The following is a 26,180-nucleotide window of genomic DNA, read 5'->3' as shown; positions in this document are numbered from 1 at the left end:
AGATGCTTGCCACATGGGCTCGCACATCTGTGAAACGGCGAACCACGTCGACCCCTACCGTGCTGCCTCAGACACTTCGCGCCTCAGCCTCTTCCATCAGCCGCTGCAGCTCTTCCACGCTGCAGGGCTTGTCGGGATGTCGGTGGAGCATGGCGTGGCAGTTCGGGCAGACGGGGACGAGGTCGTTGACTGGGTCGAGTTCGTATTCCCCGTCAGCCGCAGCTTGATGGACCGGTGTCTTGTGGTGAACGTGGATGAAGCCGTCCGCGAAGTCGCCGTAGGAGGCTCCGAAATCGATGCCGCACACCTGGCATGAGGAGCCGTGAGCGGCAATGCAACGGCGACGCGCTCGCTGGTCGGTCTCGTAGACGAGCACCGACACTCGCTTGCTGGCTCCCTCGATCACGTTGCCTTCGACATCGAGCACTCCTGCCTCCTCGCCCGACAGTGCGAGCTGCGGTGGGTCATCCGGTCCTGGATCGATGCCGTGCTCAGCAAGGCTGACGAGCCGATGCACCGAGTTCGGCGCCAGGACTCGATGCACGGTGCGCCGGCCGTTGATGGAGGCGCGCAGGTCGTCTTCGACATTGTCGTCGTGAACGTTGGTGTGCAGCCATTGGACCGGACGGCGAAGTCGCTCGCCCAAGCCCCGCGAGGGGTCGCACACTGTGGAGCCGGTCACTTGTCCGATCGCGATCCAGCCTGTTGAGATCCGCGATCCCTTGAGAGGCATCACCACGATGTCTCCGGTCTTGATCTTGTTGCGAAAGGCCAGGATCGAGTTCCGCGCGTTGCGTTTGTCCTTGGCGGATCTACGCGGGAGGTGTTCGGCGAAATGGCGATCCAGCGCCGCTTGGTCGCCGTGCTCGCCGATTGCTTGATCGAAGACCCAGTCGCCCCAGCCCAACGACACCATGCGGTCGCGCAGGTTGGACTCGACCGTTTCCAAGCCTTCACGTCCGCTGCGCACGACCCACGCAGTCACATCACTCGTCGCGGCGGTGTCGAAGCCTGCCGATTGCGGGGATTGTTGCGGCGTTGTTGGTGACCCCGATGTTGACGCCACACCGAATGCGTTCCGCAGCGCGTCGGCTGCTCCGGGGACTCCCGCATCAACGAGAGCTTCGAGACAGAGCCTCAGTTTCTTGAGCACCCTTCCTGCCCCGTCGCTGACCTTGGCCGCCACCGGGTTGTCGTGGGCATCGCGACCGCGCCTGTGCTGCCGCGCCACGACCGCCGCCTCAGCACAGTCGACGACTGTCATCGCGCGCTGATGATTGCCCGAGCGTTGACGCCCAGGAAGCTCGACACCGATCGCCGCCGCCTCGGGATGACTGGTCCAGTTTCTGCCCAACGGCAGTCGTACGAACGGCTCGGACCCGTCCGTGGGGAATTCAACCCGGTAGCGGTTCTGCGGAGATGATCGTTCAGCCACGCTGGCACGGTAGCCACGGAGTGTCAGCTGCTCCTAGAGCCGCTTCTTCGCATGCCGGTACTTCAGGCTTTCGCGCGACGAATGGGGCAACCCGATGTGGATCTCGACCGGCAGCCTGGCACCCCCTAGCTCGGCGATGGAAGGAACTGCGTGTCTGTCCCGAATGCAGCCGGCAACCGCGATGTGGCTTTGTTGTAACACCCCTCGGCCAAGATTTGCATCGTTGGCGATGGCCACCGTTCTAGTCCGCCTGCGAGTTTGCCGATCGTGCATCAGAGCAAAGCAGATCAGGGGACGGCACCGGAGCAGCACCCACGATCCGATTCATCGGTACACGACAAACCGGGAGGTCAGCATGACAAACGAGAACGACGGCCTGCGAGGATTCCTGCAGGACAAAACGAACCATGAAGTCTGGCGCAGTCTCGGTGGTCGCGGACCGATCACAGATTTCGAGATCATGCCCGCCGCGGCCGAATTCAATCGCAGTTGGGAAGACTTCAATGCTGCCGTACTTGTGCTTGAGACCTCCGAGGGGGGCCGTAGGGCGTTCGCAGCCTCCGAGAGGCAACTGGTCAATGTGGCCAAACACATTCTGCGAACACTGGCGCCAAGGCCCGAAGACGAGGTTCTCGCTGTGCTCCGTGAAATCCGCGACGCTCAAGAGCCAGCGACCGCACCCGATGAACAGTCAGAGGGCGCCGAAGCCTCCGTCGATCAGAAGTCGGGTTGAGGCTGTGGTCAAGACACGAAACCTCTTCATCAGTCACTCATGGACCTACGGCGATGCGTACGACCGCCTCTGTGGCCTCCTGAATGCTGCTCCGTACTTCAGCTACAGGAACTACTCGGTTCCGAGCAACGACCCGATTCACAACGCCCAGAATCAGCGGCTGCTGCGAGCAGCGATCGAGCGGCAGATGACGCCATGCCATGTGGTCGTCATCATCGCTGGCGTCTACGCCACCTACAGCAAGTGGATCAACGAGGAGATATCGCTAGCCAAAACTGGCTTTCTCTATGCCAAACCCGTCCTCGCGATCACGCCGTGGGGGGCACAGAGAATCTCCGCTGAAGTTCGTCAAGCAGCTGATCTTGTGGTCGGCTGGAACACCAGCTCGATCGTCCAGGGGATACGCGCCCTGTCGCCGTGACCTGTGACGCGCCGTCAACCCAAGAACGCGAGAGCCAGGAAACCGACTGCGTAGACCAACGCGAACAAACCCGGAACCCACTTCTCGACGGCCGTGAGACGCCGATAGCCCCGTCGGGACTTGCCTCGGCCCAGCAATTGCCACTCCGCAGCCCACGGCGCGGCGGGCAGGCGTTCCTCTAGGGCGTTGACGATCCTCCACTTGGCCGAACTCAGTTGGCGGTAGCTGTGGACGGTGAAGCCCCACAGGACACAGACGCTGATCATGATGATTGTGGAGAAGAGCAGCGGCCAAACGACAGCTTCATCGCTGGAAAGGCCGAATGCGGCCAATGCGACCGAGGCCGCGGAGTTGACGAGAAGGAAGAAGTTGTTTGCGATGCCCCTTCGGTGGCTGACCTTTTCGGCGGACTCGACATAGAGCCCGTACTGCGTGAGCAGTGTGCCCATGCTGTCAGCGCCGCCTTCGTGCTCAGGATTCCAAAGCGCCGATCTAGTCGCCTGCTGTCGCGCGATCTCGGATTCATTTCGACCCTCGTCGGATGTTTGGGATCGCTTCCTGAGTTTCGGCATGACAGCCCTCGAATGGCGAGTCGATTCCACCGCATCCGGTCGCAGACCGAAGGATATTGATGCGTGCGCGGTAGTCGCCCTCGCCGACGTAGCCACAGTGGCAACGAGCCTCGCTCGGGTCATGCCGTGCATCGCCGTCCCGACGTTTGCGCTGCTGTACGCATCGGGCGGTGTGCGAGCGCTCGTCGGCACATGCGTGGTCCGAGGCGTTGCCCGGTAGCCAGCCGACGAGCTGTGGCATCTGCACCGCGCCGACACCGCTCCCACGAGTCCCGTTACGTCCCGGCCAGCTCGCCGGGTATGCTGGCATACATGAATCGGACTACTGTCAAGCTCCCATTCGAGCTCGACGCCCGCCTTCGCCACGAAGCAGCTCGGCGCGACATCACTATCTCAGAGCTGACGAGAGAGGCGATCGAGCACCATCTCGGGCCTCGGCGACGCCTCGGCGCGGCGGCGGCAGGTCGCAGCGGTTGTTCAGACATCTCCGAACGCATCGAGGAGATCCTGGCCAGCGAGGTCCCAGCATCGCGCTGATCGTCGATGCTGGGCCGCTCTACGCCTACATCGACGCAGACGATCGACATCACGCGGCCAGCCTGAATCTGCTCTCGCAGCATCCGGGACCGCTCATCGTGCCGACCCTGGTGATCACCGAAGTCGCGTACCTCGTCGGTACGCGACTGGGTTCACGGGCCGAAGTGCGGTTCTTGGGCGACCTCGCTTCTGGAGACCTGTTTGTGGAGCCCGTGGCAGCGAGTGATTGGCTGCGCATCGCCGAACTGGTTCACACCTACGGCGATCTGCCGTTGGGTACGGTCGATGCCTCCGTCATAGCCGCTGCAGAGCGCTTGGGCGCCACAGCCGTGGCCACCGTCGACCGCCGCCACTTCGGCGTGGTCCGGCCCCTGCACTGCGAACGGCTCGAGATCCTGCCCTGACCGGTCGACATCGCTCATGCGGCGATCTCGATCGTCCATCAGGACTTCCTCTCACGACAAACCCCGACTGTCAACAGCCTCCGTCAGTTTCAGACCCAGCACAAACGTCTACTGGCCGCGTAGAGATCGCCGCGTCCCGCAGGGGATGCACCGTCAGAGGTCAGAGGGGTGACGACGCAGTCGAAACGTGATGGCAGGCAACGGTCAAGACTCGTCGGGCATGCCGAGCATCTGCTGAGCCTTGGCGATGCGTTCATGCGCCGCCGCTCGGCTCCGCCAGATCACAACCCCCAAGTAGGGGGCGACCACTGCGGCCTCCTGTTCCCCTTCGGTCATTCGCTGATTTCCGGCAGGCGCCGCGCAGCGACGCTTCTTGCCCTTGCTCCGTACCGCAGCCAGCTGTTCAACACCGACACATAGAGATTGGCGCCCTTGTCATCGAGGAAGTTGTAGGGCGGGTGCTGACCCTGAATGTCGAAGGCCTGCGCCACGCCGTCCCAGAACGTCGGCAGCGCGACCCTCTCGATGGGCCGGATCGATGCTCTGGCAGCGCTGTCGTTCACAGCGCACCGAGCCTGTCCGTCACGTACACAGTTGCCACACGCGCAGTATGGCGCGCGCAACACCCGTGTACTGACGCGCAGCACCCGAACGCTGGATCCGCGGTCAGTCCCCGAAAATCCACAGAGTTCGTTCGAGTTCGCTGCTCACGTGGCGCGGATCGGATGATGAGCCGCGTACCCCTGAGCACCCCGTCCCGAAGCTAGCCGGGATCGTGACGGTGCCCGGCTTGTCAGGGTGGCGAAACGGCCGGTGGCTGCCACTCACCGTCTCGACGATGCCGTTCAGAAGACCGGCTCGAAGTACTCGGTACGAATCTGTCCGTCGTGCACAGGGCGAAGCCATCGATCCACCGCCTCGATGTCATCTGCGATGTCGACCGCTTCCTGTGCTGTGATGACTTCCTGCTCGACAGCGCTGCGGAGGATGTCAACGGTATCGATCACTCTTGTCAGCCCAAGTTTCGATCGCCGAGTCGCGAACTGATAGGCCGCGTTGTCATCGGTCGCGAGCATCCCGCCGTGCTTCTCGGCGAGCACGATGCTCTCTGCTTCGCCTCGGTGGCCCTGGGGCGGCCTTTGGCCGTCGGAGAGGCTGATGCGCAGCTTGGTCACGAGCCTTCGCTCCGCGGGAGTGAGCACCGGGGGATCGCCAAGCCACGACTCGCCGAGAATCTGCGTGCAGTGGGCCTCGCCCTGGTGAGCAGCAGCGTCAATCTCATCAAGAACCGCTGGCGCCACCCTGGGCTCGGGCAGCGACCCATGAATGTCCTCAAGAACGTCAAGGCGGTTAGCTGCTGAGAAATGACGCAACGTGACGGCGTCGTGCAGTACCGGTCTGTCATCCACCGTGTCGCCTCGGCTGTGACGCCGCTATACGGCTACGGGATCGGCGTCGTACGCCTGCTCCACGACCTCGGGCGAGTCCTTGGGCGTCGAGTAGTCCTCGGTGATGGCATCGGCCGTCTCCCAGGCCCTTCGCAGTTTCTCAACGAGTTCGTCTGTCTCCACGTCCAGCAGCCCTGCAAGCGGCGCCGCGCTGATGGTTCCGTCCCAGATTCCGCTGATGCAGCGGGTTGTGAGGTGACGAGGCGGCTTTCGAGGCGGCCGTTCACGGGCCGATAGCAGCATTGTCGACTCCTCGGTGTCCTCGAGCGCTCTGAGTAAGCCGTGGAGCCCGGCGTTCTTGAGCGCATCACGTCCCGTGGCGTTGACGATCTGCAGATTGTGCAATCGGTAGATCAGCGACTCGAAGCTCACTCCGAAGTACAGGATCATCATTGCCAGGCACTTGGCATCACGCCCGTGTTCTTCGATCAATGAGCTGACCCTCTGTTCAGGCATCAGCAGCCCCGCGGCGAAGGCGTTCGCCAGCCGCTCTTCGTCATTGTTGCCCCGGAGATCTTCATCGATCTTGATCTCAGATCCATCACCAGCGAGCACATGGCCGAGCTCATGCGCCAACGTGAACATCGCTCGGGGTCGCATCACGTCTGCGTTGATGAGAATGAACGGAAACTCGGGATCTGTCATCGACAGCCCCAGCGGGCCATCTTCACCTAGAGACTCAATCATGACGTCGACGCCGAACTGGCACTCGATCGCCGCTGCGAGGGCGGCGAATCTGTCCGCCTCCGGCGGATCGCGCGTCAGATCGCCGAGGCGCTGGCCGGCCCATTCCGCCAATTGGTTCGCGCGGCTCAGCCACCGCCCGGAGCTGTCCTGCGGGACACTCGCAACTCCTGGCTCAGCCTCGTGGCCGCCGTCGCGGAGCACGTGATGAATCTCTGCGAGCGCGATCAGCCTCCGATGGGCCTCTCGCGTCGACACGGTCTCGTCCCCGGCACGAGGCGCAACAGCGAGTCGGCCGAGCAACGAATCGGGCTCCAGGATCGCCAGCTCTGAGACGCCGACGAAATCGGCGAACGTTGTGAGCTCGGCGTCTCCGATGTCACGATCGCCGCGCTCTAGGGCAGACAATTCTCGGGCGCTCACACCGAGCGCGCTAGCTACATCGTCAAGAGCCGCCCCGGCGCCAATCCGCAGCTGCTGCACTCGACGGCCGATATCGGCCGCTTCCCCCATCACCCTCAAGTATCGGACGCTTGGGCCTGATCTGCAAGCACCGCAGCTCGAACGGTAGGCACCTTCGTGCTGTGCGGTATCCCGTAGCTATATAGGCGAGGAAGCGCGTTCGGAAGGTTTTCTCGAGAGAGAGCCGGCACGGGGAGCCTCATGGCCGGTGACTCTACGAGATCCGCGCGACCCCGACTCACACTGCGCTCGACTCTGGCTTCTAGTCGCTGTCGTCGGTGCTCAACGATTCGGTTGTGAGGCTGTGGATCGATGCGACGACTGGGGCGGCTGCTGATGTGCACCACTCGATGAGCTCGTTGATGCTCATCTCGGGCTTGCCGTTCTCGGTCGGATCTTCGTACTCTGATCGGCCGTTGGCTGATCGTTGATGCGCTCCCATCACGGCAAGACCGAGAGCGGCCATGACCACGCCGAACTGGTGCCTGAGGTCGGCGGCTTGGTCCTCGCTCGCCTTGGAGCGTGAGATCTCTTTGCGGAGCCACTTGTTGTCGGCGTTGTACCTGAGTTCGTAGACGCCGTTTCCGTTGTCGATTCTGCGCAGAGCCGTGTCGCCGTCGAATGGTTCGGGCACCTGCCGGCCCCAGTCCTCCTCGCGGACTTCCTTGATTTCCGGTGCGTCGCCCTTGGGGGGCCGCTGCCGCGGCTGGCGAGGCGTGTCGGGAGGCCCGCTGGGTTCTTTGGACGGCAGCACGGCCAGCTCGATGGTGCTGACGAAATCGGAGGTCTCGTGGTTGTCGTCGAAGACAGTGAACTTGAACTGGAGCACGTCTCCGGCCGCTGCGGTGTCCGGCAGCCGGAGCCTCATCTCAGCTACGCCTTCGCTCAGATGCCAGCCGTCCACGAGATGATCGGCGTTCTCCCAAGAGCCTCTGTCGGATTCAATGTCCAGGCATCTCACGCCCGGTGCGTCGACCCGATCGAAGTAGTCGTCTTTGGCGTCTGTCTCGAACACGAACCGGAGATAGTCGAGCCCGAGGTGCGCGTCTCGACGTCGGTGACCGTCTCTGGCGCCCTTGAGACGAAAGAAGGTCGGGAACTTGCGGAGTTCTGGTCTTTCATGGGCGTGTGCGAAGGGTCTGTGCGGGTTCGAGATCTCGGTGCCGTCGATGAGGAGCCTGCCCAAGTCCGGGTTCTCCCGTATCAGCGTGTCCAGCAGTTCCTGAACGGTGCGGCGTGCCTGCTCGTCGGCGGCGCCCGGGTAGCGGGAGCGCTCGTTGCGCAGCGTCCGCAACGCCGGGTGTTCGCTCAGATCTTTGGCGAGCCTGTCCTTGATCTGCTTCGCGAACAGGGAATCCGCTAGACGATCCCTGCTCGTCATCATCAGAGCGCTCTCGTGAGTGCTGCTGATCGCAGTGCAGTCGACGACAACTAGAAGCGACTTGCGCAGAGGGTTCATCCCGACGTCAGTCCGGTCGAAGAACGAGTCGGGGAGGGTGGCATGCGTCTGGCCGTTGAGCGTGAACAGCACCCCATGCGATCCTCGCCATGAGCCTGCCGGCTTCTTGAATGCCCACACGGCGACCTTGATCAGTTGCCCGTCTACCCGGAACTCGAGCGATTTTGGTGTTCCGTCCCACTCCAGCGACTCCGATGGGTTCCGGAGATTGTGGAGGCGTCCCATGATGCCCGTGAGCACCATCGTCGGATGCTGATCTGCGACACGTCGGAACGGCCGACATTCGTAAAGCCTTACCGGCAGCATGGCGTTCGGCATGCGCAGTTCGAGCTTGCGCAGCAGCGATAGGCGAGCCTTCGGCGAATGATCCGACGAGTGTGTGATGTAGGTGGCCCTGATGTACTCGTACAGCTTCGTGAGCGTGCCCCAGCGGGCTGCACGTGCGTACGGCTCAGCCCGCCCACGCTCAGCCGGCTCCAGAGGAAAGATCGCCAACTCGTCCGCTTCGAAACGAAGCACGGACCCGTTGGGCGCCAAGAATCGGAACGTCGGGGTCTTCTCGTTGTCCTGTTCAGGGAACCGCCGAACGACCGTGAACCCCCACGGAATCTGATCACCCGCGGACGCGAATACCGGATTGCGCCGTGAGACAACCAACTGAAGATTGTGGGCATGCACTCGTCCGGCACCGCAGAATCGCAGCGCACCGGTGCCACCCATGGTGTGCTTGCCCTGCACAAACGGGATAGAGCGCTTGTTGCCGGTGTTCAACGAGCAGAAGGTCTCGGCGAAGTCGTCGGGCTCCTGGCCCTCTCCATCGTCGGCGATCGAGACACTGGCGTAACCGTCGGTGGGACCGGTTGCTGCGACAGTGATCCGGTCCGCTTGCTCCTCGCGTTTGCCCGGTGCCCACGCCACGACATTCCCTGCCCGGGACACCTGGCTGGTGTTCATGCCATGGTCGAACCACGACGACACAGCCTCCAGCCCGCTCGACGGCATGCCATCAACCGACCGAGGATCAAGGCCGCGCTGTCGGCATGCGTCCAGCAGGCGAGCATCGATGGAGTTGACGATCTTCTCGACGAGGGCAGCCTCTGGTGCTTCCTGCTGCCCTCCGATCACCGAAGCGTTCGCTGGGTTGGCGCCGAAGACGCTCCACGCGTCGATGTCGTCCCAGTAGCCGGCGTCGCTGAGAACGGCCTCAACCTCAGCCTCCGTATCCGCTCGAATCAGAGCCTCACACAACGCTCGGCCGCTCTCCTGTGGATCCGGGAACGACGTGTCGAACAGCTCGGCAGCACGAGACACCATGTCGAACGGTCCCCTCTTCGATGACACTGGTTCACAAACGCAGGCCGAAGCGTAGGCGCTGACCAGAAACCGGACATCCGCAGGCTTTGCAGAGCGGATGCATCGGGGAATTGGTCCGCGCCCTTGGACCGCGGTGCCAGCCAGTCGACGCCCGCTTCTCAACATCCGGATCTCGTGATTTCGTCCCTCGCGCACAGACGGAAGCCCAAGCCTTCCCCACGAGCGGCTGTTCACGCGGTGGCAGCTTGACCGCTCACGATGCTGCGTGCGAGCGGCACCGCCCAGCCGGGAACGTCGTTGATGTTCCGGCCGAGGTCATGCTTCACCTCATCGGGAAGGCGGCGCTTGAGCGTCGCGGCGACCTGGACATCGCTGGCGGCGTCAGGGCCGAGCCACTCCAGTGCCTGAACCACCGGAGCCGCCGGCCTGCCGGCCCACTGCATGATTCGGGGCCTGCGATGTCGGAGCCGAACCGTTCTTCCGTCGATCTTCAGCGTCCTGGAGGGTCCGTCGGTGATGTAGCTCGCCTTTGCCGGCACTGCATTGGTGAGACCCAGCCGGTTCGCCGCCACCAGCCCATCGGGCATGATGCGCACGCCGTCCCGCCGCGCTAACGCCGACACGGCGGCGTCCATATCGGCTGGCGCAGGCCGATTCAACACACCGCTGAACCGCGGCATGTCGTACAGGCCATGCCCGATCCGGCGCAGCTTGCCGGCCTTGACCAAGCGCGACAGTGCCTGATCGACAGCATCGCGGCTCCCGAGGCTCAGAAAGTCCCCGGGGGTGCACACCCATGCCCCCGGACCGCGCTCGGCCACCCGCTGAGTGATCCTGTCCGCCACGGACGCCATGAGTGACCTCCCTTCGTGTCATACGGCTCACAGGGTATGTCAGAAATATATCTAAAATTTCTGACAACATCGACGGTTCGCCGCGGCGCTAATCTCGAAGCAGCGTTCCCGCGAGCGACGGCCGGACTGCTACTCGACATCGACACGGTAGGCGTTCAAAACCGCAGGCCACAGCCGATTTCTGCCTCGGCTCACGGAGCCCGCTGGGTTGGCGTCAGCCAGCGGGAGTCGCTTGAGGGGTTGAGATCTCGACTTCGACCGTTTCGAACCGGGTCGACAGCGTCGCCGTGGCGTCACCGCCCGCAGCCAGCCACTCCGCGTCCCCATCGGCGAGGGCCCGGCCGTGGTAGGCGATGGCGTCGTCGATGGACATCGCAGGCGCCGGCACCGGGTCGCCGCCGCGGACCAGGCCGTCGATGTGGAAGGCGAGCGTCTCGCGGATGTTCGCGAGCATCTCGTCGGGGGTCTCGGCGGTGCTGATGCATCCCGGAACGCCCGGCGCAGGGGCGCCGTAGTTGTTCGGGGTCTGCTCGATGACGACGGCGCGGGTCAGCTTCATCGCGAACTCCCGCGGAGGCCTGCTTGTCTCAAGATGTTGAGCGGCGTAAGGCCTGGTCACGGCCGCAGTTCCTGACGGGCGTGCGCCGCGAGTGTCAACCTCGCTGACGCATGCGCTGATCAATCACCCGACAAGCTCAACCCGCTACCTCGGCGAGAGCCGCCGGATGGCTTCCAATCTCGATTTCGACCGTCTCGAATCGAGTCTCAACGGTTTCGCCACCACCACCGAACTCGGCGTAGGAGCTGAGCACGTCATCAGGAACGGGCCCACTGTGGTGCGCAACGGCATCGTCGATGCCGGTGGTCGGAGGCGGGGGCAGTTCGCCATCCGACATCATCGCTTCGATGTGGAATGCGAGCGCCTCCTGGATCATCTCCAGAGCCTCCTCCCGCGTCTTTCCGGTGCTGACGCAGCCTGGGACATCGGGCACGCAGGCGCTGAAGTTGTGCGGCAGCTCCTCGAGCGTGACCACGTAGGTCAACTTCATCGGCTTCGCCTCCTCAGACCCGCTTGGGTCATGATGCTCGCCCAGAGCCTCGGGCCTACATTGTCGCTCAGTTTGCCGGGGATCGTGACCGTGCCAGGTTTGTCGGGATGTCGAAAGTGGCGGTGGCTGCCTCGTGTTCGCGCATGGGTCCAACCGTCACGTTCAACGAGACGTATCGCATCGCGCACTGTCGGCATGCTTCGCTCCGTGCTGCCGACCGAGACAGGTACCCGGCGGTGGCGGGCGCAGCCTCGCGCCGCCTCCGACGCGAGGCCAGCGATTTTCTCGGCGATCCGTAGGTCGGCTGCTTAGCTCGCCAACTCGAGCGATGTCGAGGTTCGTCGGGGCGATCCTGGCCAGCACCAATACGTTCGAAGTGCCGCGGCGTGGGGCGCAGTACGGGAGGCCGGTCCGCCTGAAGTCGGCCCAGGGCCGAGTGCTCAGGTTCCCCTGCGCAAGCGGTGGGCTCCGCGCCTCCCGTTGACCGTCACCATAGCCATGGGGATGTGGTGCATCTCGCCGTCTAGGCCAGCGACTCGGACCCGCCCTGCTCCTGCATAAGCACGTCGATCGGGCCCACGTCGGCGGGATCGACGTCGAGCATCATGGCGATCGCCTCACGAGCGGTGCTCCTTGGGTTTCGCGCGGGGGCGATGCTGGATTCTGCTGTCATGAGCTGTGAGGAGGCTTCATGGCACCGAAGGGGTATCCGGCAGAGTTCGGGCGGCGTGTGATCGATTTGGTCGACGCTGGCCGTCCGGTCGCGGCGGTTGCGGCTGAGCTGGGGATCAGCGGCCAGTCGATCTACACGTGGCGCCGCCAGGCGCGTATCGATGCGGGGGTCGAGCCCGGCATGAGGACCGCTGAGCATGCCGAGCTGGTGGCTCTGCGCAAGCGGGTCCGTGAGCTTGAGACCGAGCTGGCGATCCATCGTCGTGCAACCGAGCTGCTGAAGGGGGACGGCGACCCAAAAGGCGGTACGCGGCGATCAGAGTGATCGCCGCAGAAGGACTTCCGGTCGAGGTGGCGTGCCGACTCTTGGGTGTGTCGGTGTCGGGCTATTACAGCTGGATGAGTCGTCCGCGGTCCGCGCGGTCGATCCGTCACGCGCAGCCGGCGGGAATCATCGCGGAGATCCATGCCGATTCCCGACGGACCTACGGCGCCAAGCGTGTTCACGGCGAGCTCACCTTGGGTCGGGGCATAGCGGTGTGCCGCCAGACCGTCGAGACGCTGATGCGGCGGGCGGGGCTGCGCGGCATCTCGGGACGGCCCAAGCATCGCAAGGCCCCGAACACTGCTACCGCGGCGGACCTCGTCGACCGCGACTTCGCAAGACCCCGGCCCGATCAGCTGTGGGTGACCGACATCACCGAGCACCCGACCCGCGAAGGCAAGGTCTACTGCGCGGTGGTGCTGGACACCTTCAGCCGACGGGTCGTGGGCTGGTCCATCGATTCCCGACAGACCGCCGCACTGGTCACCAACGCATTGGGCATGGCCATCGACGGCCGCAGCCCGACACCGGGTGAGACCGTGATCCACAGCGACCAAGGCACCCAGGCCGGATTCAAGGGGTCGTCGCAACACCGGGCTGTTGAAGAGAGCGTAGGTGTTCGTTGAAGGCTTCGGCGGGCGTTTGCCAGTCGAGTGTCTTGCGGGGTCTGGTGTTGAGGGTGTGTGCGACTGCGTCGATGTCGTCGCGGCTGTGGCGGGCGAGGTCGGTGCCTTTGGGGAAGTACTGGCGCAGCAGTCCGTTGGTGTTCTCGTTGGTGCCTCGCTGCCAGGGGCTGTGGGGGTCGCAGAAGTAGATGTCGAGTCCGGTGTCGGTGCAGAGCTGGGCGTGCTGGGCCATCTCGGCGCCTTGGTCCCAGGTCAGCGAGCGGCGCAGCTGTTGGGGCAGTGTGCTGACCGACGCTGCGATGGCGTCGCGGACCGCTTCGGCGCCATGCCCGGCCAGGGGCGGCCCGTTCTTGACCCGTGGCTGTTGGCCGTGGCCTTCCATGCGGGGCAGGTGCAGCAGCATCGTGAAGCGGGTGCTGCGCTCGACGAGAGTGCCGATGGCCGAGCGCTCCAGCCCGATGATCAGATCGCCTTCCCAGTGGCCGGGCACCGCCCGGTCCTCGATCTCGGCGGGCCGCTGGGAGATCAGGATCTCCGGGGTGATGAACTTCTTGCCACGCTGGCGAGTGCGGGCCCTGGGCACTCGCAGCGCCCGCCCGGTCCGCAAACAGGCGACGAGCTCTCGCTTGAGGGCGCCGCGTCCTTGCACGTAGAGCGCTTGGTAGATGGCCTCGTGGCTGATTCTCATGGTTTCGTCATCGGGGAAGTCGAGCTTCAGCCGATGCGAGATCTGCTCAGGGCTCCATGCGGTGGCCCAGCGCCGGTCCGCCCGGCGACCGTGACGGCGACCAGTGAACGGCACCTCGGGGCCGGCCACCAGCCCGCCGTCGGGCCTGGCGATCCGCCCGGCCAGACGATCGGCCACATAGTCCCGCAACCGGTCGTTGGCGGCGAGCTTGGACACCTTCGGACGGCTCGCTCGCCGCTCGGCGTGCCATTGCGCCGTCGACGCCCGATACGCCAGCTCGTTGCTGCGCGTCGACGCGTTGCGGCGAAGCTCACGCGAGATCGTTGACGCGCAGCGGCCCAGCTCCCGGGCGATCGCCCGCACGCCAGTCCCCTGTGCGTGCAGGATCGCGATCTCCTCACGCTCGGCAAAGGACAGATAACGGCCCGAAGTCGGCGACACCTCCACAGGACACATCCCGCCAGCCTCACGGAACCATCTGGTCCCAACCGCCTGGGACACCCCCGCCAACCCGGCCGCGTCCTCGCTCGACACCCCACGAGCGATCGCCTCCCAGAACCGAACCCGGTCCTCACGACACGCCACACCGGGCCGGCCCGGCGACCAGACCTTCCCACGAAACTCCCGCACCGCCATCTGACGCTGATGCCTGGTCTCGGCCACGAACCACCTCCATCACGAGGCGTTGCAACCACCGATTGAATCCGCCCAGTTCACCTCCTGGGCATTCACCCAGCGGGCAATCGACTCGGGGCTGCTGCCCTCGATGGGCTCGGTCGGCGATTGCTTCGACAATGCGATGATCGAGTCGTTCTGGTCCCGGATGCAAGTCGAGCTATTGGACCGCAAGCGCTGGCACACGCGCATCGAGCTGGCCAACGCCATCTTCGAGTATCTGGAGATCTGGCACAACCGGCAGCGACGGCACACCTCGCTTGGCATGCTGACACCGGTCGAGTTCGAAACTCGACACCAACACAAACCGGCAGCATGAATCCAACATCACGCCTACGCGAAACCCATGGACCCCCACCGCCTGCGCAATAGCCGGTGAGGTTCACCTGGGAGCAGCGAGCGCTCCATACACAGGTGCACACTGGCCCCTCCCATCGATCAATATGCCTGTCAGCTGGCTGAGGGGAAGCGGATTGGCACGTAGCGGGGGCCGCGGATCTGCCCGCCCGCCCAAGTGACCTCGTCGGGTGCGCTTACTTCGAAGTCCGGGATGCGATCGAACCAGGTGCGCAGCGCGATATCCATTTCGAGGCGGGCGAGGTTGGCGCCTGCGCATCGATGAATGCCTGCTCCGAAGGCAACGTGGCGGTTGTGCGGCCGGTCCAGGATGACCTCGTCGGGGCGTTCGAACATTTCGGGGTCGCGGTTGGCACCTGGGAAGTTCATGATCACCTTGCTGCCCTGTGGGATGGTGACGCCGCGGATCTCTACGTCCTCGGTGGCGAGGCGGCCCATCGTTACTGGTGCATAGAAGCGCAGCAGTTCTTCGATGGCTGTCGGCCACAGTTCGGGCTCTGCCGCCATGCGCTCGCGGTCGGCGGGGTGGGTGCCGAAGTGCCACAGCGCCGAGCCGATCGAGCTCCAGGTGGTGTCGATACCCGCGATGAGCAGCAGGTTGAGCATGCCGACGACCCTCATGGGATCGATGGGCTCGCCGCGGTCGTCGGTTCCCGCCAGCAGCGTCGAGACGAATCCGTCGTCCGGGTTGGCTTGATTCTCCTCGATGACCTCCGGCGGCGGAGTTGTGACCAGCGGATCACTGTTCGACAGCTCGGGAACCAGCTTGACGAGCGTTTGGACGTCGTCGTATCGAGTCGGCAGGAATGAGCCGCCCCAGCGTTCGGTGTGAGCGACTGGGCATCCCTCCCGCAGTTCGTCCCAGACCGGGGCCGGATCGCGCACATACTCCGGGTCCAAAATGTCGTAGTCGGTACCCCAATCGTCAACGGGGGCCGTATCAGACATCGATGGTTAGTTCAGTACGCAGAGGTCGGGGGGCCGCCGAGCTCGGTGGCGTCGGCGCCGCGGCTGATCCACTGGGCGTACACCTCCAGTGTCGCGTCCCAAAAGCGTGGATCGAGCTTGAATTCGATCCTCGACCTGAGGAGGTTAAGCCGTCGTAGGCGATCTGCCACCTCGTCTGCGTCGTGTGGATAGCGAAACGAGGAGGCCGTCCGAGCTGCGCATGTGACTCAACGCCTGCTGAAGGCAGTTACGCCGAAGATCCCGATGGCCAGCACCGCCGCGGCCCACTCGAACTGCCCGGCGACAGCCAGGCCGGCACCGATGCTGGAGACCGCCAGGTACCCGAAGGTCGTGCCCATCAATCTGCTGCGCGGTCAGTCACGTAGCGCCGCCTCATCGGACGAGTCACTCCATGACGCGCAGCGTGCCCGGTATGAACATCTTCTTCAGCTTGCGAACCAAGAACGCGGGCGCCAATGCGACTGCGACGAGCGCTACGGCGAAATACAGCGCCATCTCGAATGGTCTGATCGACACGAGCGGCCCAATCTCAGGAATGGCTGTCGGCATCAGGTACAGGACCATCCACAGCAGCAGCGCGTAGCCGAACAGGACGCCGAGCACCACCGCGGCCACGCCGAGCAACAACCCCTCCACCGAGAGGTTCGCGATCACTCTTCTCACGGGAACGCCGTAGGCGAACATCGTGGCGTGGTCCCGAGCCCGTTCGTCCACGTTGATGTTGGCGGTATTGAACGCGATGAGCAGCAGAAGCAAGATCATGAAGACCCGGGTGGCGGCGTACAGACCTGCGGACTGATCGAGTGAGTCTTCGACTGACTTGAACGATTCGTCGAGGCCCTGTACGCGCGAGACGCCGTCGCCGCTGCCGAAGAGCGACCGCTTCACGTCGTTCAGGCTGCTGCCTTCTGCTGGCACACCCGTCACGATGTTGGCAAGACCGCCGAAGCCCCACGTCGATGCCTGCGAGATGTCCATGTAGGCGTTGAGCCTCAGCGGGTGGGGGTGAACCGCCGTGACCGGCAGCGTGCGGGTGCTGTAGGTGAATGCCCCGTCGACGAGCGCGGGATGAGTGACGATCACGTCGTCGCCGACGCCTACACCGAAGTCGCGTGCGGCCTTGTCGGCTAGCACGATGCCCTGCGCTCCCCGAGTCAGCGTTCCCTCCGCTGCGGTCGGCGTCCACACCGTGCTGCCGAAGTCCACGAAGCGAACCACAAGATCGAGTCGGGTCGCCTCGTCGAGGCTCTCGTCACCCTCGGCGGCGATGACGCTCGCCCCGAACTGCAGTGCTGGTTCGCCGAGATGCACCGTGGGATCGGTCAGTGCACCGTTTACTTCTGACGAATCGACTGGGTACAGGGAATCGAATCGAATCATGAAGCGTTCGGGCTCGGCCCCGAGCAGTTCTTGATTGCCCCGTTCGAAGGTCGCTGCAAAGGAACTGCTGAATCCCACCATGGCGAACAGGATCGCCAAGCTCATCGCGAATGTCAGCAACGTCATGAGAGTTCGGCGCGGTGTGCGCACGAGGTTGCGGAACGGCATTCGTGCGAGACTGCGACCGGGCAATGGCACGCGGCCGATGATCGGCCCCAGACTGCCGCCCCGAGACGCCAGATGGCCCGACCGAAGCGCCTCGACCGGTTGGACCCGGACAGCGCGGAAGACAGGCCAGAGCACCGCCAAGAGCGGCACCGCGAAGCCGATTGCGGCGGCCCGCGCGTAGATGCCCGGCTTGAACGGCTGCTCGAAGACCGGGTAGGTGAAGGTCGTTTGGGCAAATGCCACTGCTTGGTTGGACAGTAGGAATCCCACGGCGACGCCGAGGACGACTCCGAGGACACCGATCTGGACACCGATGAGCATCGGTCGGACAGCGATCGACCTTGGATTCTCGCCGACCGCCATGGACACGCCGATCTCCCGGCGCTGGGATTCCACCATGCGGGAGGAGAAGTTCAACGCAGCGAAGCCGGCGCCCGCGAAGAGCAAGAAGGCGAAGACGTTGCTCAGGTCTCGGTCGATCTCTGGAGCGTTGATCAATCCGACATATGACGGTGTTTCGTCTCGGGTGATGACTTCCAGCGGCACCCCGTCCAATGATGCTGCAGCATCGACCAACTGTTCCCGTACCACTTCGGCGTCGGCACCTGGCTCCAGCGTCACCACCAAGTCGTTTACCGCGCCGGTTCGGCTCGAGATGTCCTGCGCGGTGGCCAGTGGGGCGAAGAGCGCCGCAAAGTTGGACTGGCCGAGCGAGCCGTCTCCTTCAACGATCAGGAAGTACTCCGGCGATGTGGCATGACCGACAAATTCGACGCTGGTGTCACCTCCGACAATCAATGTGCCGCTTTCCGGCAAGTCATGGAATCGGGCGAACTTCGATTCGATCAAGACGCGAGGCTCGCCCGTTCCCGTTTGGGGCATGGCGTCGCCCTTTGTGACTTCGACCCGGTTGACGCGTGGCCCCCCTGGGGCCTCCTCGACGCCGACGATGCGTCCGTGTACAAGTAGCTCTTCGCCGTCCGCTGTCGTCTCAATCTGCATGTCAAGCACGAGGCGTTCGCTGTACTCGTCAATGCCGTCGATGTCGCTGGCAATCCGCGCGAGAGAGCCCACGGGAACGTCTTGGCCTCCGCTGACCGTTGCCCGCAGGTCGTACATGTTGGTGAGGTCCAGGCTCTTCTGGGTCGCGTCGAATCGCCAGTCAATGGCACTCGCGGGCCCTGCATAGCCGCCGATGCCGATCGCGAGGGTGAAGGCGATGCCCACGATCTGGATCCAGCGCCTGCGTCCCTCCCGCAGAGACCACCGAAGACGAAGAAGCGGCATGCTCAAGCCCTACGGGTGGAGCTGGGACAGCGGAGCCGTGCCGACCCCCGTTAGGTTCCCGTCGGCATCACGGAGACTCTTGATCTGGATTCGACACTTGGTGTGGGGGCGAATCAGGGGATAGGACGTGATCCGCACGCGGCGGTCTCCCGACGGGAGCCGATCAATCTCGGCGAAGCACATCATCGTGGCCAGATTCAGGGCCATGAGATCGGAAGCAAATTGCTCGCCGATGCAGGAGTGCGCGCCAGCGCCAAAGGCAGCGTAGGCACCCTCGCGCTGGGACTCCAGCCGGGGTGGAAGGTGCCGATCGGGCTCAAACACATCGGGCTCGTCGTAGTTTTCAGGGTCGCCGTGAACGACGGCCGCGGCCACCCACATCGGGGAGCCGGCAGGCACCCAGTGGCCTTCGAATTCAAAGGAAATGCGTGCCGTTCGCTGCATGATCGGTGCTTGCGCGTGAAGGCGCAGCACCTCGGCGATCACGGCTCTCGTCAATTCGAGTCCCTTCAGTCCATCGGCGCTGAGCGTTCCTGACGAGAACGCTTCGTCGGCTTCGGCTCGACAGCGCTCAGCGAGGCGCTGATCTGCGAGCAGGTACAGCACTGCAAGCCCCAAGGTGCATGCGATCTGGTCAGATGACTGGAAGTACGGATTGATGACGGCCGCCATCAGATCCGGCACGGAAATGAACTCCGGCTGGCGTCGTTGCATCTCCAAGAGGCGATCGAGCAAGTCGCGAGGACGACCAGAGCGCAAGTCCGGATCGTGCTCCTCCAAGCTCTCGTGGAAGAGCCGCTGGATGTCGCGCCGCACCTTGCGCAACCGGCGTTCGACCATGAAGTACGGCCGGTCCCCGCGCATCGAGATGATGAGCGTGTCATTCCAGTACCGGACGCTGTCGACGTAGGGGGCCACTGACTTGTCGAATGCCACGTGCCCCACCTGCATGATGGACATTCGCTGCATCGCCGCATACGCCGACACGGATTTGTCCTGTTGCCAATCGCTCAGCAGGTCTCGGGCGACAGCGATCAACTTCGGAAGATTCGCCTCGACGCTCATCGCAGAGGCAATCTCGTGAGCGATTCTGCGGAGCTTGATGTGGTCATGGCCGCCGGTGGCGATCAGCAATCGATCGGACTGCGCGGCACGGCACATCGGCGCGAATGCCACGTCGTTGCGGAGGTGCGTCTGCGAGTGCTTCCTCGCGAACTCCACTCCTTCCTTGCCGCTCAGCACTACGATGCTCTTCCCCGGTATGCGGACGCGGCAGATCGGACCATGCACTCGATACAGAGCGTTTAGGTAAGGACCTATTTCACCGGCCAAGCCGATGGCATTGCCTAAGAACGGCAGACCGGGAACGTCGGGTATGGGCTTGCAGGGAGCAGAATCAGGCCTTGGCGGTGAGCTGCCCGCAGCGACGAGGCGTGCAACCGCCTGGCAGAGCGGATGCAGCGAGCCCAGCTGCCCTACTGAGCGTCGTGCCCGCTCTCGTTCCGGCGCGTCGAGGATGCAGTCGAATAATCCGCAGGACTCGACGAGCTGGATCAACGTGGCATCGTCCGTCTCGGGCTTCTCGCCGAGAAGCAGAGCCCGCATGACCCGTACCGAGACATCGTCCGCACCCGATCCCGTCGCCTCGGACGGGCATCGACGGGTGAGCTCGACATCCGACGCGAGAAAGAACAAGTCGCCGGGCACTCGTTCCACAATCCCGGACTCGACCAGGTCGCTCAGACTCGCATCGGCGATCCGTGAACCGAAATCGGCGCCCAGGTGACGCACCCACCACTCCGCAGAGTGCGGCTGCTCGGCGTCACGAATCCGATCAAGGACCAGGTCCGGGACTTCATTGCCGATCGGTCGATCATCGATCACGCAAAGCGGATCGGACCCGGGATCGATCCGATTGCGTCGAGCCAGCTCGAGAAGGACACCCGCCGCGAATCCGAAATCGTTGGCTTGTCCCGGCAGAGTTCGTATGCGTCCGCAGTCGTTGTCTAACAGCAGCACGCAAAGTTCGTGAAAAAATGCAGTTATCCATGGCCTGCATCCCCTCGACGGGCCTCACCAAGAGACGAGACTAGTGGGCATTGCCTGCGTCGGCGATCCAATGCCGCGCATCGCGCGATGCCCTCGATCGTCTGGGGAGCTCCGTCGCACCGACTGTTCGTAGGAGGGGCGCGCTCAAGCGGTTGGGCTGCGCTGGGCATAAAACTGGGCCACCGCCCCTCGGCCGGCGGTCTCATTGCGGGTGTAGAGCGCGGGCATTGCGGGGGACCGCCATCGTCCGGCGGTCATGAGGCTGGTCAGCTCGATGCCGGCTCGTGCGAGGTCCTGTGCCATGCCCACACGGGGGCTGTGGCCGCTGTAGCCCTCGCCGAGTCCGGCGGCGCGTGCCGCGTTCTTGATGCGGTTCGAGATTTGATTGCGGCCCAGTCCGAAGATGCTGTGCCGGCCCTGTGCGCTGTCGCGCACCGGTTCGAGCGCGACCAATGCCATGGTGCGGGGAGACACGTACACGACCGCTCCTTCGCCGGTCGGGTCGGTCTTGGAGCGCCGTATGAGGAGCCGGCCGCTGCGGTCGGGAGCGGTGCTCAGGTCGTCCCAGGTGAGCGCTGCGGTCTCCGAGACGCGCAGCATCGCATCGCGCATCAAGCTCGCCAGCGCGATGTCCAGGTCGCCTCTGGCGCGGGCAGTGCGGGCGCTCTCGGGCCGCCCGCCTCGTCCGGTGCGCGGCATGCGGGCGGTCGCGATGATCAGGCTCAGCTTGTCGGCGGTGAGCCCATTGGCCTGTTTCTGGGCACTGCCGGCTGTGCGCGCGGCCCCTTTGAGGGTGCGTCTCACATCCGGATGACCGCAGGGGCTATCGAGCCCGTGCGCGGCGTGCACCCAGGCGATCGCGGCGGCGCTCACGCGTAGCGTCGCCGGCTTGTGCCCGTGGGACTCCAGCCGCTGGGCCAGATAGGCGGCCACCGCGGCGGCATCCGCGGGCAGCGCCCTCACTCCGCGCCGTGCCGCCCACTGGGTGAACCCCCGCCATTGGCTCGCGTAGCAGCGAAGCGTGCCTTCCGCTATATCGCGCTGGGCCAGCCGCCGCGCAAGCTGAGCGTCGCTGTTAGTCAGGCCATCGGTTCCCGACGACGGCCACGTCGACGACCCGCCAGCACCGGCGGCCGCGTCGGCTTGCGCGCCGGACGCGGTCGTCTGCGCGTGCCGCGCGCTGTGCACTGCGGACTTAACCGCCGCGATCGTTCTCGGCGTTGCCTCAACGGCACCGGCCTCGTCGGTATTCGTGGTTGTGCTGGCGCTGCCCGGTGCGCCGAAGTTCGCTGGCTGCAGGCGGTGAGAGCCAGCGCCGCAAATCTCGTCACCGACCATCAGCAAGTCCCATCACCGACTGTCAACGAATACCCGAGCGGGGAGCCGCGTTCCAGCGGCAACCGGCCGCCGAAACAGAGCTTCTTCCTAACGATCAACGGCAAAACAGGAAAATTCGCGGCGGAATCCTCAACTTGGGGATAACTGCATTTTGACTCACCTTTAGGGTCGTATCAGAATGCCCCCGAATCAATACAAACTCTTGGGCACTTCGAGCCTCAGCGGCACCGTTTCTTTGCTGAATCCGCATCAGATGGCGCCCGGACACGTTCAGCGGGCGATCGACGGCTGAGTCGGCGCGACACCCGTCGAGACCCCATCGAGTGACGCGACGGGGTCGCTGGATCGCGGGCCGCCTCAGCCTTGATGGCCCCCGCCTCGATCCGCTTGACCGGCAACAGCCGCCCACCGAGCGTCAAGCAGGCACCAGCGGGAGACATCGAGCCTCCTAATGCGTTCGTGGTCGTTCTCACAAACATCACGCTCGCGCAGGAGGCTCAACCCATCACGCGGCTGCCAACCTCCAGATCCAAGCCAGCTAGCCGCAGACAGCGTTCGCTTTGTCCAGTTCGCCGCGGGCCACAACATCGACCGCCTCGGCTCCGAGGCGTCCTTCGCTCACCTGTGCGCTGCCGCGCCGGTCCCCGCATCCAGCGGGCGCACCCAGCGTCACCGACTCAACTTCGCCGGCAACCGCGACGCCAACCGAGCCCTGCACATGATCGTCATCGTCCGGCTCCGATACTGCGAACGAACCCGCAGCTACACCGAACGCCGCCTCGCCCAAGGCAAGACCAAAAAAGAAGCCATCCGCTGCCTCAAACGCTTCGTCGCCCGCGAGCTCTACCGCACACTCCGAGCCGACCTCGCCACCCTCACAACCCGCACTTGACATCTATAGGAACGTCCCGGGGTGATTCATGTTGCAGTTCTGGGATGGTCAGCGGCGGTCTGCGGAGGCGCACGATTGCGTGGGGGGATGCGCGAATTACAAGCCCCGAGGTCAGGGGTTTGACGGCTGAGGGACTTGGAACGGATTTCGCGCGATCCTGGAACGTTTTTTGGGCTCGTGGGCGCGAAAGCCCAGGTCAGAGGCGTGATCGCCGTTTTTGTCGCCTGCCTATCCCGACAGGGTCAATAGTGTTGTCACCCAAGCCTTGAGGGAAATCCGGCGCAGGGGCTAGGTGTAGTGAATCACACCGAGTCTTGTAGAGGCTCGGGTTGTTGAGTCACGGCCGGGGTGGCTGTGACGGTTTGACGGTAGTAGGCGGTTTCGTGGTCGGCGGGTGTGGTGTAGTTGCCGCTGCCGGTGAGCAGGGCGCTGTGGCTTCGTCGGTGGTTGTACCAGTCGACGTATTCGAGGGTGGCGAACTCGACATCGCGCAGTCCTTGCCACGGTCCTCGTGAGTAGATCAGCTCCCATTTGAACAGGCCGTTGAACGACTCGATCATGGCGTTGTCGTAGCTGTCCCCTTTGGTGCCGACCGACGCGACGATGTCGTTGTCCGCGAGGCGCTGGCTGTAGCGAATGGAAAGATATTGCGATCCGCGGTCGCTGTGATGAGTGACCGTGTCGATGCCGTGGCCGTCGCGGCGTCGCCCCGAGATGGCCATCTCCAGGGCGTCGAGCGCCAGCTCGGTGCGCATCGACCGCGAGGCCTGCCAGCCCAGGACCCGGCGCGAATAGGCGTCGATCACGAACGACACGTACACCCAGCCGCTGCGGGTGCGCACATAGGTGAGATCGGCGAGCCACAGCCGGTTCGGGGCCGGCACTGTGAAATCCCGGTTCACCAGGTCCGCGGGCCCGCAGGCGTCGGGGTCGCTGGTGGTGGTGCGCACCGTACGCCCCCGGCGGGTCCCTTCGAGGCTCAGCTGGCGCATCAGCCGCTCCACAGTGCAGCGAGCCACCGTGATGCCCTCGACGCGGTTGAGGTGATCCCACACCTTGGCCGCCCCGTACGCGTCGTAATTGTCCCGGTGCACACGAGCGATCTGCTCGCACAACCAGGCGTCGCGCTGCGCCCGAGCCGACGGCGGCCGGCACCTGGCTGCGTAATAGGTGGACGGGGCGATCCCGACGCCGTGCTCGCACAGCACAGCGCAGATCGGCTCGACCCCGAACCGGCCTCGATGGGCGTCGACGAACGCCACTATCGCTTCGACTGGCGGTCGAGCTCCGCCCCGAAGAAAGCCGACGCCGCCTTCAATATCTCGTTCGCTCGGCGCAGCTCACGGTTCTCGCCTTCGAGCTCTTTGATCCGAGCCCGCTCCGCTGAGGTCACCCCGGCCCGGGTCCCGCCGTCGATCTCAGCGCGGCGCACCCACAGCCGCACCGTCTCCGGGGTCGGGCCCAGCTTGTCGGCGACCGAGCAGATCGCCTCCCACTGCGACCCATAGCAGCGCTCGTTGTCGAGCACCATTCTCACCGCACGCTCACGCAGCTCGGCTGGATATCTCCCATTTCCTGGCATCGCTCCATCCTCTCAAGGAACAGAGCCTCCACCAAACCCGGTGTGATTCATAGGCATGGCAATTGCCTAAGGAAGGGAAATTTGTGACACATCTACGCAAATCCAAGATGAGGCGGTTGTGGTTGCTGCTAACTGCATTCGCTTTGATCGCGGCGGCCTGTGGTGCCGATAGCGACGGCGGTGCCGACGAGCCCGCAGCCGACGAGCCCGCAGCCGACGAGCCCGCAGCCGACGAGCCCGCAGCCGACGAGCCCGCAGCCGACGAGCCCGCAGCCGACGAGCCCGCAGCCGACGAATCCGCAGCCGACGAGCCCGCAGCCGACGAGCCCGCAGCAGGGGGCGGCGAGCTGATCATCGCGCTCACGACGCAGCCCAACGCGATCGACGGCGCGAACGCGGCCGAACGCAACGCAGGCAATGTGGCCAGCCAGATATTCGATCCGTTGGTGTGGATCAATGACGACTTGGAGTTCGAGCCAGCTCTCGCCGAGTCGTGGACAGTATCTGACGACGGTCTAACGTACACTTTCAAATTACGTGAGGACGTGCTGTTCCATAACGGCGAACCGTTCAACGCGGACTCCGTAGTCTTCTCGTGGGAGGTACAAAGGACCCCGGACAATCAGTACTTCAACTACTACCAACGAGCGTCCGAGGTTAACAAGATCGACGAATTCACTGTCGAACTCGTCGCACCGGCACGCAATGCACTATTCCTCGGTCTCACGGCTGGTATATGGTTCTTTGTTCCTCCTGAATACTACGCTGAGGTCGGGCTCACGGGGTTCGGCCAAGCGCCGGTAGGCACGGGTCCGTTCATGCTGACCGAGTGGGTCCAGGGTGACCGCATCGTGTTGGACCGGAACCCGAACTACTGGCGTGAGGGCTTCCCCAAACTTGACCGGCTCATATTCCGGCCGATCACCGAGTCCTCCACCCGGGCCTCTGCGATCCAGACGGGCGAGGTCGACATCGTGAGCCGCCTCAGCCCAGACGAAGCTGCATCGCTAGAGGGCATCGACGGCGTCAACGTCATCGAGTACCCAACCAACCGGGTGTACTACATCGCGTTCAACAACCTCACCACTGGTGTGGGCGAACCAATTGAAGATCCCCTCGTACGCCAGGCCCTCAACTATGCGGTCGACGTCCAAGGCATCATCGGCGCTCTGTTCAACGGCAAGGGCAGCCAAGCCACCGGGATGATGACGCGGGCCGACTTCGGTTACAACGACGGTCTCGTACCGTATCCCTACGACCCTGATCGGGCGCGGGAGTTGTTGGCCGAAGCCGGGTTCGCCGATGGGTTCGACATTGGATTCGCGTGCCCGTCGGGTGCCTACACCAACTTCGAGCAGGTGTGCGAAGCCGTCGCGGCCCAACTCGGCGACGTAGGAGTCAATGCATCACTTGAGATCATCGAGTCCGGGGCCTACTGGGACCTGGAGGCGGATAAGCAGCTACCGCCGCTATTCGGCGATAGCTGGTCGAACGCCAATCCTGAGGGATGGGACCGCCTGCAGGGGGCCATGGGCGGCAACGCTGCAAGCTTCTCAGCATGGTCTGACCCCGTGGTTGACGATCTCCTCGTTCAGATACTCGCGACCCCCGACGACGACGAGCGTGCGGATCTGTACCGACAGCTGCAACAGCGGATGTACGATAACCCGCCATTCATCTATCTCTACGTGCCGTTTTCATTCGAAGCAACCAGCGATCGAGTCTCCAACTACAAGCCGCGCTCGGCCGAGGAATATTGGCTCTGGGACCTAGCGGTGGCTCCCTGACAGACGCCGGCTC

Annotated in this window: 27 protein-coding genes, 2 pseudogenes and 1 other annotated feature; of the genes and pseudogenes, 9 read left to right on the top strand and 20 right to left on the bottom strand. The window is 64.2% G+C overall.

The features are described 5' to 3' along the window. Nucleotides 1–67: 67 nt before the first annotated feature. Nucleotides 68–1,435: an HNH endonuclease gene (locus ACOCMM_RS03110; RefSeq protein ID WP_419551733.1), complete on the bottom strand. Its 1,368-nt coding sequence runs from the start codon at nucleotides 1,433–1,435 to the stop codon at nucleotides 68–70. Nucleotides 1,436–1,790: 355 nt separating this feature from the next. Between ACOCMM_RS03110 and ACOCMM_RS03105 the strand changes: the two genes are divergently transcribed. Together ACOCMM_RS03105 and ACOCMM_RS03100 are read left to right on the top strand one after the other, a co-directional pair. Continuing rightward, on the top strand, nucleotides 1,791–2,168 hold the full coding sequence (locus ACOCMM_RS03105) for a hypothetical protein (protein ID WP_419551732.1): 378 nt from the start codon (nucleotides 1,791–1,793) through the stop codon (nucleotides 2,166–2,168). 4 nt (nucleotides 2,169–2,172) lie between these two features. Further along, nucleotides 2,173–2,589 carry a TIR domain-containing protein gene (locus ACOCMM_RS03100; RefSeq protein ID WP_419551731.1) on the top strand — a complete coding sequence of 139 codons (417 nt, stop codon included), beginning with the start codon at nucleotides 2,173–2,175 and terminating at the stop codon, nucleotides 2,587–2,589. 14 nt (nucleotides 2,590–2,603) lie between these two features. On the opposite strand, the gene ACOCMM_RS03095 is transcribed toward ACOCMM_RS03100, so the two are convergent. Then, nucleotides 2,604–3,038 carry a RipA family octameric membrane protein gene (locus tag ACOCMM_RS03095; RefSeq protein ID WP_419551730.1) on the bottom strand — a complete coding sequence of 145 codons (435 nt, stop codon included), beginning with the start codon at nucleotides 3,036–3,038 and terminating at the stop codon, nucleotides 2,604–2,606. A gap of 435 nt (nucleotides 3,039–3,473) precedes the next feature. Here ACOCMM_RS03095 and ACOCMM_RS03090 point away from each other — a divergent pair, with 435 nt between their 5' ends. Beyond that, nucleotides 3,474–3,698, top strand: a complete 225-nt coding sequence (locus tag ACOCMM_RS03090; protein WP_419551729.1) for a ribbon-helix-helix protein, CopG family — start codon at nucleotides 3,474–3,476, stop codon at nucleotides 3,696–3,698. Beyond that, the gene (locus ACOCMM_RS03085) at nucleotides 3,635–4,102 is read left to right on the top strand and encodes a type II toxin-antitoxin system VapC family toxin (protein WP_419551728.1); all 468 of its coding nucleotides are present in this window, start codon (nucleotides 3,635–3,637) and stop codon (nucleotides 4,100–4,102) included. Before ACOCMM_RS03090 ends, ACOCMM_RS03085 begins: the two co-directional genes overlap by 64 nt. Before the next feature lie 204 nt (nucleotides 4,103–4,306). On the opposite strand, the gene ACOCMM_RS03080 is transcribed toward ACOCMM_RS03085, so the two are convergent. From ACOCMM_RS03080 to ACOCMM_RS03035, 10 genes are all read right to left on the bottom strand, one after another. Continuing rightward, nucleotides 4,307–4,438: a hypothetical protein gene (locus ACOCMM_RS03080; protein WP_419551727.1), complete on the bottom strand. Its 132-nt coding sequence runs from the start codon at nucleotides 4,436–4,438 to the stop codon at nucleotides 4,307–4,309. Next, a complete protein-coding gene (locus tag ACOCMM_RS03075; protein ID WP_419551726.1) occupies nucleotides 4,435–4,665 on the bottom strand; it encodes a hypothetical protein in 231 nt (76 codons plus the stop codon). Before ACOCMM_RS03075 ends, ACOCMM_RS03080 begins: the two co-directional genes overlap by 4 nt. Nucleotides 4,666–4,947: 282 nt before the next feature. Further along, nucleotides 4,948–5,511, bottom strand: coding sequence for a hypothetical protein (locus ACOCMM_RS03070; RefSeq protein WP_419551725.1), 564 nt, complete (start codon nucleotides 5,509–5,511; stop codon nucleotides 4,948–4,950). 24 nt (nucleotides 5,512–5,535) lie between these two features. After that, nucleotides 5,536–6,747, bottom strand: coding sequence for an ImmA/IrrE family metallo-endopeptidase (locus ACOCMM_RS03065; protein ID WP_419554814.1), 1,212 nt, complete (start codon nucleotides 6,745–6,747; stop codon nucleotides 5,536–5,538). Nucleotides 6,748–6,958: 211 nt separating this feature from the next. Further along, on the bottom strand, nucleotides 6,959–9,469 hold the full coding sequence (locus tag ACOCMM_RS03060) for a hypothetical protein (protein WP_419551724.1): 2,511 nt from the start codon (nucleotides 9,467–9,469) through the stop codon (nucleotides 6,959–6,961). Nucleotides 9,470–9,699: 230 nt separating this feature from the next. Beyond that, nucleotides 9,700–10,323 (bottom strand): DUF6088 family protein, encoded by a 624-nt coding sequence (locus tag ACOCMM_RS03055; RefSeq protein WP_419551723.1) that lies wholly within the window; start codon nucleotides 10,321–10,323, stop codon nucleotides 9,700–9,702. 214 nt (nucleotides 10,324–10,537) lie between these two features. Continuing rightward, nucleotides 10,538–10,882: a type II toxin-antitoxin system HicB family antitoxin gene (locus ACOCMM_RS03050; protein WP_419551722.1), complete on the bottom strand. Its 345-nt coding sequence runs from the start codon at nucleotides 10,880–10,882 to the stop codon at nucleotides 10,538–10,540. Nucleotides 10,883–11,018: 136 nt separating this feature from the next. After that, nucleotides 11,019–11,372 (bottom strand): type II toxin-antitoxin system HicB family antitoxin, encoded by a 354-nt coding sequence (locus ACOCMM_RS03045; RefSeq protein WP_419551721.1) that lies wholly within the window; start codon nucleotides 11,370–11,372, stop codon nucleotides 11,019–11,021. Beyond that, nucleotides 11,369–11,569, bottom strand: a complete 201-nt coding sequence (locus tag ACOCMM_RS03040; RefSeq protein ID WP_419551720.1) for a type II toxin-antitoxin system HicA family toxin — start codon at nucleotides 11,567–11,569, stop codon at nucleotides 11,369–11,371. The genes ACOCMM_RS03045 and ACOCMM_RS03040 overlap by 4 nt, the downstream gene beginning before the upstream one ends. A 326-nt stretch (nucleotides 11,570–11,895) precedes the next feature. Further along, nucleotides 11,896–12,045, bottom strand: a complete 150-nt coding sequence (locus tag ACOCMM_RS03035; RefSeq protein ID WP_419551719.1) for a hypothetical protein — start codon at nucleotides 12,043–12,045, stop codon at nucleotides 11,896–11,898. 18 nt (nucleotides 12,046–12,063) lie between these two features. On the opposite strand from ACOCMM_RS03035, the gene ACOCMM_RS03030 reads away from it, so the two are divergent. Together ACOCMM_RS03030 and ACOCMM_RS03025 are read left to right on the top strand one after the other, a co-directional pair. Beyond that, nucleotides 12,064–12,369 carry a transposase gene (locus ACOCMM_RS03030; protein WP_419551718.1) on the top strand — a complete coding sequence of 102 codons (306 nt, stop codon included), beginning with the start codon at nucleotides 12,064–12,066 and terminating at the stop codon, nucleotides 12,367–12,369. Then, on the top strand, nucleotides 12,366–12,995 hold the full coding sequence (locus ACOCMM_RS03025; protein ID WP_419551717.1) for an IS3 family transposase: 630 nt from the start codon (nucleotides 12,366–12,368) through the stop codon (nucleotides 12,993–12,995). Before ACOCMM_RS03030 ends, ACOCMM_RS03025 begins: the two co-directional genes overlap by 4 nt. Here ACOCMM_RS03025 and ACOCMM_RS03020 read toward each other — a convergent pair. Further along, nucleotides 12,943–14,319: an IS30 family transposase gene (locus ACOCMM_RS03020; protein WP_419554813.1), complete on the bottom strand. Its 1,377-nt coding sequence runs from the start codon at nucleotides 14,317–14,319 to the stop codon at nucleotides 12,943–12,945. The two genes, ACOCMM_RS03025 and ACOCMM_RS03020, sit on opposite strands and share 53 nt — an antisense overlap. A 73-nt stretch (nucleotides 14,320–14,392) precedes the next feature. On the opposite strand from ACOCMM_RS03020, the pseudogene ACOCMM_RS03015 reads away from it, so the two are divergent. Beyond that, nucleotides 14,393–14,677 (top strand): annotated as a pseudogene (locus tag ACOCMM_RS03015) (transposase); the annotation flags it as partial. Between the two features lie 131 nt (nucleotides 14,678–14,808). Here the strand turns inward: ACOCMM_RS03015 and ACOCMM_RS03010 are convergent. The 6 genes from ACOCMM_RS03010 to ACOCMM_RS02985 all read right to left on the bottom strand — a co-directional run bounded on the left by ACOCMM_RS03010 (nucleotide 14,809) and on the right by ACOCMM_RS02985 (nucleotide 21,906). Continuing rightward, on the bottom strand, nucleotides 14,809–15,663 hold the full coding sequence (locus ACOCMM_RS03010; RefSeq protein WP_419551716.1) for a cytochrome P450: 855 nt from the start codon (nucleotides 15,661–15,663) through the stop codon (nucleotides 14,809–14,811). Nucleotides 15,664–15,674: 11 nt separating this feature from the next. Beyond that, entirely contained in the window at nucleotides 15,675–15,833 is a 159-nt protein-coding gene (locus ACOCMM_RS03005; RefSeq protein WP_419551715.1) for a hypothetical protein, read from the bottom strand. 57 nt (nucleotides 15,834–15,890) lie between these two features. After that, complete coding sequence (locus ACOCMM_RS03000; RefSeq protein ID WP_419551714.1) at nucleotides 15,891–16,022, bottom strand: hypothetical protein; 132 nt, start codon at nucleotides 16,020–16,022, stop codon at nucleotides 15,891–15,893. Nucleotides 16,023–16,068: 46 nt separating this feature from the next. Then, nucleotides 16,069–18,519, bottom strand: a complete 2,451-nt coding sequence (locus ACOCMM_RS02995; RefSeq protein WP_419551713.1) for an ABC transporter permease — start codon at nucleotides 18,517–18,519, stop codon at nucleotides 16,069–16,071. A 9-nt stretch (nucleotides 18,520–18,528) separates the two neighbouring features. Continuing rightward, nucleotides 18,529–20,538: a cytochrome P450 gene (locus ACOCMM_RS02990; protein ID WP_419551712.1), complete on the bottom strand. Its 2,010-nt coding sequence runs from the start codon at nucleotides 20,536–20,538 to the stop codon at nucleotides 18,529–18,531. Between the two features lie 174 nt (nucleotides 20,539–20,712). Beyond that, complete coding sequence (locus tag ACOCMM_RS02985) at nucleotides 20,713–21,906, bottom strand: tyrosine-type recombinase/integrase (RefSeq protein ID WP_419551711.1); 1,194 nt, start codon at nucleotides 21,904–21,906, stop codon at nucleotides 20,713–20,715. Between the two features lie 574 nt (nucleotides 21,907–22,480). Between ACOCMM_RS02985 and ACOCMM_RS02980 the strand changes: the two are divergent. Next, nucleotides 22,481–22,798: pseudogene (locus tag ACOCMM_RS02980) on the top strand (transposase); the annotation flags it as partial. A 302-nt stretch (nucleotides 22,799–23,100) separates the two neighbouring features. Here the strand turns inward: ACOCMM_RS02980 and ACOCMM_RS02975 are convergent. Next, nucleotides 23,101–24,380 (bottom strand): IS3 family transposase gene (locus ACOCMM_RS02975; RefSeq protein WP_419551710.1). Its coding sequence is split into 2 segments (ribosomal slippage): nucleotides 23,101–24,101 and nucleotides 24,101–24,380, totalling 1,281 coding nucleotides; the frame shifts between segments, so codons are not numbered across the junction. Continuing rightward, nucleotides 23,974–24,102: a sequence feature (AL1L pseudoknot), on the bottom strand. (Overlaps the previous gene by 129 nt.) Nucleotides 24,381–24,502: 122 nt before the next feature. Here ACOCMM_RS02975 and ACOCMM_RS02970 point away from each other — a divergent pair. Continuing rightward, nucleotides 24,503–26,167, top strand: a complete 1,665-nt coding sequence (locus ACOCMM_RS02970; RefSeq protein WP_419551709.1) for an ABC transporter substrate-binding protein — start codon at nucleotides 24,503–24,505, stop codon at nucleotides 26,165–26,167. Nucleotides 26,168–26,180 lie beyond the last annotated feature (13 nt).

Source organism: Candidatus Poriferisodalis sp., from assembly GCF_965198245.1.
Classification (GTDB): domain Bacteria; phylum Actinomycetota; class Acidimicrobiia; order Acidimicrobiales; family Poriferisodalaceae; genus Poriferisodalis.
This window is presented reverse-complemented; position numbering and strand designations above follow the sequence as displayed.

Coding starts and splice junctions, on each gene's coding strand:
- ACOCMM_RS03105 (WP_419551732.1), top strand. CDS start 1,791: ATGACAAACGAGAACGACGGCCTGCGAGGATTCCTGCAGGACAAAACG.
- ACOCMM_RS03095 (WP_419551730.1), bottom strand. CDS start 3,038: ATGGGCACACTGCTCACGCAGTACGGGCTCTATGTCGAGTCCGCCGAA.
- ACOCMM_RS03090 (WP_419551729.1), top strand. CDS start 3,474: ATGAATCGGACTACTGTCAAGCTCCCATTCGAGCTCGACGCCCGCCTT.
- ACOCMM_RS03080 (WP_419551727.1), bottom strand. CDS start 4,438: ATGACCGAAGGGGAACAGGAGGCCGCAGTGGTCGCCCCCTACTTGGGG.
- ACOCMM_RS03065 (WP_419554814.1), bottom strand. CDS start 6,747: ATGGGGGAAGCGGCCGATATCGGCCGTCGAGTGCAGCAGCTGCGGATT.
- ACOCMM_RS03060 (WP_419551724.1), bottom strand. CDS start 9,469: ATGGTGTCTCGTGCTGCCGAGCTGTTCGACACGTCGTTCCCGGATCCA.
- ACOCMM_RS03055 (WP_419551723.1), bottom strand. CDS start 10,323: ATGGCGTCCGTGGCGGACAGGATCACTCAGCGGGTGGCCGAGCGCGGT.
- ACOCMM_RS03050 (WP_419551722.1), bottom strand. CDS start 10,882: ATGAAGCTGACCCGCGCCGTCGTCATCGAGCAGACCCCGAACAACTAC.
- ACOCMM_RS03045 (WP_419551721.1), bottom strand. CDS start 11,372: ATGAAGTTGACCTACGTGGTCACGCTCGAGGAGCTGCCGCACAACTTC.
- ACOCMM_RS03040 (WP_419551720.1), bottom strand. CDS start 11,569: ATGCCGACAGTGCGCGATGCGATACGTCTCGTTGAACGTGACGGTTGG.
- ACOCMM_RS03035 (WP_419551719.1), bottom strand. CDS start 12,045: ATGACAGCAGAATCCAGCATCGCCCCCGCGCGAAACCCAAGGAGCACC.
- ACOCMM_RS03030 (WP_419551718.1), top strand. CDS start 12,064: ATGGCACCGAAGGGGTATCCGGCAGAGTTCGGGCGGCGTGTGATCGAT.
- ACOCMM_RS03020 (WP_419554813.1), bottom strand. CDS start 14,319: ATGGCGGTGCGGGAGTTTCGTGGGAAGGTCTGGTCGCCGGGCCGGCCC.
- ACOCMM_RS03010 (WP_419551716.1), bottom strand. CDS start 15,663: ATGTCTGATACGGCCCCCGTTGACGATTGGGGTACCGACTACGACATT.
- ACOCMM_RS03000 (WP_419551714.1), bottom strand. CDS start 16,022: ATGGGCACGACCTTCGGGTACCTGGCGGTCTCCAGCATCGGTGCCGGC.
- ACOCMM_RS02995 (WP_419551713.1), bottom strand. CDS start 18,519: ATGCCGCTTCTTCGTCTTCGGTGGTCTCTGCGGGAGGGACGCAGGCGC.
- ACOCMM_RS02985 (WP_419551711.1), bottom strand. CDS start 21,906: ATGGTCGGTGACGAGATTTGCGGCGCTGGCTCTCACCGCCTGCAGCCA.